7 protein-coding genes are annotated in these 4,615 nt (G+C 62.7%); all 7 read right to left on the bottom strand.

All coding sequences use genetic code 11. The features are described from left to right. Positions 1-397, bottom strand: a 397-nt coding sequence (locus CK240_RS17080; protein WP_205957902.1) for a cation:proton antiporter domain-containing protein, incomplete at its 3' end; no start/stop codon positions are given. 107 nt (positions 398-504) lie between these two features. Further along, on the bottom strand, positions 505-1,077 hold the full coding sequence (locus tag CK240_RS17075) for an NADH dehydrogenase ubiquinone Fe-S protein 4 (RefSeq protein ID WP_095641490.1): 573 nt from the start codon (positions 1,075-1,077) through the stop codon (positions 505-507). A 1-nt stretch (position 1,078) separates the two neighbouring features. Beyond that, positions 1,079-1,699 carry a hypothetical protein gene (locus tag CK240_RS17070; protein WP_095641489.1) on the bottom strand — a complete coding sequence of 207 codons (621 nt, stop codon included), beginning with the start codon at positions 1,697-1,699 and terminating at the stop codon, positions 1,079-1,081. Next, complete coding sequence (locus tag CK240_RS17065) at positions 1,680-1,898, bottom strand: hypothetical protein (protein ID WP_205957901.1); 219 nt, start codon at positions 1,896-1,898, stop codon at positions 1,680-1,682. The genes CK240_RS17070 and CK240_RS17065 overlap by 20 nt, the downstream gene beginning before the upstream one ends. 11 nt (positions 1,899-1,909) lie before the next feature. Continuing rightward, a complete protein-coding gene (locus CK240_RS17060; protein ID WP_095641487.1) occupies positions 1,910-2,557 on the bottom strand; it encodes an HdeD family acid-resistance protein in 648 nt (215 codons plus the stop codon). Next, complete coding sequence (locus tag CK240_RS17055; protein ID WP_240517547.1) at positions 2,554-3,816, bottom strand: sigma-70 family RNA polymerase sigma factor; 1,263 nt, start codon at positions 3,814-3,816, stop codon at positions 2,554-2,556. Before CK240_RS17055 ends, CK240_RS17060 begins: the two co-directional genes overlap by 4 nt. Then, on the bottom strand, positions 3,813-4,615 hold an 803-nt coding region (locus CK240_RS17050), incomplete at its 5' end, for an AAA family ATPase (RefSeq protein WP_135058893.1). The genes CK240_RS17050 and CK240_RS17055, both read right to left, overlap by 4 nt.

The following is a 4,615-nucleotide window of genomic DNA, read 5'->3' as shown; positions in this document are numbered from 1 at the left end:
ACATGGCCGTGGATGACATGGCAACGGCCCCGCCGATGAGGATTGCGGGGACGGGCGCGAGATCGAAGATCAGAGTCGCTATCAACGACACCGTTATCGTCGTGACTGCAACCTGCACGGCTCCAAGACCGAAGACATGCTTCCTGAGCCTTACGAGCTTCTCGAACGAGAATTCCAGGCCAAGCGCGAACAGCAGCAGCACCACTCCGATCTCACCAATGCTGCTAAGGGCAGCGTTTTCGGCAATCAGGTCGAGGCCGGCGGGTCCAATGACTATACCGGCAAGAATGTAACCGACAATGCTGGGCACGCCGATCCGTGAACATATGGTCACGAGCACGAACGCAGCAAAGACCAACAAGGCCGCGCTTTCGACAAATCCGGTCACTCCATGCATGTTCTTCTCCTGATCGCATGGCGCAGGGAAGGCCAATAGCGGCTCGCGACGCTGTCAAGGTAAGGACACAAGCGGCAGATCCTCGCTCGCGCTGGCTATTCCGTTCGTTATTTTTTCCCGGCGATCGTCACGCCCGTCCAGGCTGGGGGATCGGAGGCCGGGAAGGATTCAAGACTAGATTCGATAACTGGATCGAATTCCGCCTGTTCTTGCGACGACAGGTCCACCGAGCCTTCCTTATCGACTGCGCGCCGGAGTCGGTGGTCCGTGCGACCCCGATCCAGGCGGGACGGTATGCGAAAGGCGTTCGGGGCGTCGGCTCCCTTGTAGAGGCGATGCCGCTCCTCTCCCCGCCAGCGGTCAGGCGCATGCCGGTGAGCCACGTCCTCACGCACGAAATAGCGCCAGTCCTGCCGCTCCGCGAATTCCACGGCGCTTTCGCGGTCGGGAAATTTCAGCCGGATCGAACGATAGGGATCGTTGCTGGAGGTATATCCCATCAGCGGCTCGACCTGCAGCGGCCGAGTCGGCTCGAATTCCAGTATCCAGTAGTTGGGGCGCGGCGCCGACGTCATCGCGGAACGAGCCGGCCGGTAAATGATCGCGGTCGGAACGTCCCAGGATGGCAGGTCGGTTCCGGGAATTTTCGGCGAGAATGGTGGGCGATTATGGCCGCGCATATCAGTTCTCCCGGGTGTCGGTGGATGCGAGAAGGTGACGTTCGAGATCGTCGAGTTTTTCCATTCGCCTCGAATTCAGGCGAACGGCGCGTTCGGTGTTCTGCGAAGGAAAGGCAGCAGCGTGCAGGACGTCCGACCGCATCGCTATCGTGAGATCGGCGACGGCATTCATCACGCCCTCTCCGTCCCCGTCCGAGAGCGAGCCGTCAGCAAAACCGGACTGCAAGCTCTCCAGTACCTGCTCGAAGCTGGACACGACCCCTGCACTCGCGACCACAGCCAGCTTGTGGCTGAGAACACGCAGTTCATCGATCAGCTTCGCATCGTGCCTTGCGGTTTCCACGATCTCTGCGACCTTCTCGATACAGGCCATGTAAATGTCGCATTGCTGCTGGAGGATGATGACCCTTCCTTCCTTGCGAAGCTCGAGATCGGTCTGGCGATTGAGAAGCGCCGCGGTCAGAATGATCGTCACGACAGCGCCGAGGAAGATGAGCGTCATCTCCTGCGCGAAAGGCAGTATGTCTTCGGCAAGATACATCGAACGAAAAACGAAAACGATGCCGATGCCCAAGGCAGCGGCCGCAGCAGCAAATGCCAAGTCAGGCAGGCGGTTCGACATCAGCACCTCGCATTTTGGTGTCAGGTGGCATGCACGGCTTTGCATCGGCGTCCGGCGCCTCTGCGTCCCGGTGCCGCAGGAAGATTGGCGTCGGACCGCTGCCGAACGGATTGAAGCCGGTGCTCAGGCAACGGTCGAAGATCGTTTCGTCCCATCGGGTGAAATCGTGCTCCTCGCCGGCAAGTCGCCCCTCATCCACCACAGGGCACCTCACGCCTTTGCCGATGGGGGAGCGTCATCGAAGGCCGCACCGTCCGAACGATCCGCCTTGCGAAGCCGTAGCCCGAGGAGGATCATCATCACCCCGAAGACCGCGGCGTAGAAGCCGATCAGCCAGCCGAGCGCGAGGAAGCTTTCGACCGGGCGCGTCAGCAGCATCCAGGTCACGACGACACCGAGAACGACCGAGAGAAGGCCGCTCAGGATCAGCCAGATTTCGCCGTTGATTTCCTTTCGCAGGCGGATCGCTGCCGCGATCTCGAGGGCACCCGAGAACACGGACCAGAAGGCAATACTCGCCCAAAGGAACGTCGCTAGGACGAGTGTGGCAACGAAGGGCGAGATCACGACGACGATTCCCGTGGCGATGCCGAGCAGGCCGCTGACCATGAGCCAACCCCACCGCCGGCCCTTCCGGATGTTGCGAATGGCGGAGATCAGGCCTAACACGCCATCGGCGAAGGAAAAGGTGCCGAATACCAGCGTCAGAGCCAGGAGCGATTCAGCCGGCATCAGGAACGCAAGCGCGGCGATGATCAGCGCCAGCACGCCGCGCAGGATGAACAGCCACCAGTTGCGCGTCAGCGTGCAGAGCATGTCTTCGATGTCCCGGGCCGGGTTGAGCGAGTTGATGTTCATTCGATGCGTCCTCCTGGATGATCGGGTGAGCTTTCGGCATGCGACAGGATGGCCGCCTCGCCGTGCATCGCAATGACGATCCGCTGCCGTTCGAGGATCGGTTGGGGCAGGCGCGCCGTGCGGGCGATTTCCTGTTCCAGGTTCGCGGTTTCGACGGTTTCGCCCGCGAACCCGGCCTCGATCAGTTTCGCGCGAAGAAAGGCAGCCGCGGACAGGGCGATCCGGTCGACCTCGGCCGCATCCAGGCCGAGCGCCGCGGCGGCCTCGCCCGGCGTGCTGTCGGCAAGGTGGATCCGCTCCAGCACGCGGCGCCAGAGCGCCGGAAGCTGGGCCATCGCGCGATGCAGCGACTGCGCCAGTTCATGCCGCTCAGCTTCTCTCTCGGGATCGGTCACGCTGTCGTCCGCGACGAGATCCTCGAGCCGCAACACGTCGTCGGGCTGGTGGAATTCGGACAATTCCTGATCGGCTTCGGTCGCATCCTCTGCGGGCTTCTCCGGCTCGGCGTCGAGCGAGGCGGCGTCCTCGGGCAGGGCCCGGCGGGCCGCACGTCCCTCCTCCTCGATGGTCTCGTGGGCCAGCCGCAAGAGCCAATCGCCGACCGAGAATTCCGTCGGCCGCGTCTCGAACCGTTCGAGCCCCTTCAGAACCATCGCATCGACCAGTTCGTCGACCCCGAGCCTGCCCGGCGGCACCGATCCGCCGGCTTCGAGATAGGTCAGTTCGCGCCGGACGGCGTCATGGACCCGGTCCAGATGATCCTCGATCAGGTCGAAATACATCGCCCGCCGGTTCGACTCGGCCGCATCGCGTGCCGGGGGCAGAAGCGCGCCGATGCGGCGGCGGCGGGCCGGGCGCTTCCAGTCCGACTCGTGCTTGAGGCGCCCTACATGCCGGTCCAACCGATGCCGCAGGTCGGCAAAGGCTTTGCGCAGGACGGGCTCGATCTCGAACCCCTCTTCCTGTGCCGCGATCACGCCCGAGGGCATCTGCAGGCGCAGGCTGACATGGATGCGCGTCTTGCCCCTCGTCTGGGAGGCGACGACTTCGAGCCGGACGAGATCCTCGCTGAAGCGTACAAGATGAGGTTCAAGTTGCCGCACCTCTTCCTCGATGACCTCAGGCGCCCGCTGTTGCCCGTGCCGGTCAAGATTGCGAAATGCTCTGATGACTTTCATGCCGTGAATCCTTCCTGTAACCCTCCGACGAAATGGCCCGGCGCGACCGTCATCGCGCCGGCCAGTCCTTCGCAACGTCACCCGGCGGATTTGTCATCCTTGGACGGCGCCTCACCCTTGGCGTCGACCGGGACGTCGGGCGTCGGAGCGTCCGCCTTGTTTTCGGCACCTTCGCGGGACTCGTCGGTCCCGGCCTGGGCCGGATCGTCCGGGCTGTCGTCACCGGTGTCCCTTGCGATCTTTTCGAACACGACCTTCTGTTCGTCCGCTGACCAAGCGACGCGGACCTTGTCGCCATCCTCGATCCGCCCCGAGAGCATTTCGCGAGCCAACTCGGTCTCCAACTCCGACCGGATCAGCCGGCGCAGTTCGCGGGCGCCAAATTCGGGACGGAAGCCGACCGCGCCAAAGTGATCCACGACGCTCACATCGAATTCGAGTTCGACACCCTGGGTAAGGGCGGTCCGCTTTACCCGATTTAGCTGCAACTCGACGATCTGGCGTATTTCCGACTGGTTCAGCGAATGGAAGACGATGATCTCATCGATCCGGTTGATGAACTCTGGCCGGAAATGACCGCGCAACACCTCCATCAGTTCGGATTTCTGCTTGGCCTCGTCGAACTCCCTGGTGCCGCGTTTCGTGAGGTTGCGCTGAATGATATCCGAGCCGAGGTTCGAGGTCGCGATGATGATGGTATTGGTGAAGTCCACCACGCGGCCCTTGCCGTCGGTCAAGCGGCCGTCGTCGAATACCTGCAACAGGATGTTGTACACATCAGGGTGTGCCTTCTCGATCTCGTCGAGCAGCACCACCGAATAGGGCCGGCGGCGGACCTTTTCGGTCAGCTGGCCCCCCTCGTCATAGCCGACATAGCCCG

Origin of the sequence: Paracoccus salipaludis (assembly GCF_002287065.1) — a bacterium.
Classification (GTDB): Bacteria; Pseudomonadota; Alphaproteobacteria; order Rhodobacterales; family Rhodobacteraceae; genus Paracoccus; species Paracoccus salipaludis.
Note: the sequence above shows the minus strand (reverse complement) of the source record. Positions and strands in the feature narration are given on the sequence as shown.

Excerpts from the sequence above, each read along its gene's own strand:
- CK240_RS17075 (WP_095641490.1), bottom strand. The coding sequence starts at position 1,077 with ATGCGCGGCCATAATCGCCCACCATTCTCGCCGAAAATTCCCGGAACC.
- CK240_RS17070 (WP_095641489.1), bottom strand. The coding sequence starts at position 1,699 with ATGTCGAACCGCCTGCCTGACTTGGCATTTGCTGCTGCGGCCGCTGCC.
- CK240_RS17060 (WP_095641487.1), bottom strand. The coding sequence starts at position 2,557 with ATGAACATCAACTCGCTCAACCCGGCCCGGGACATCGAAGACATGCTC.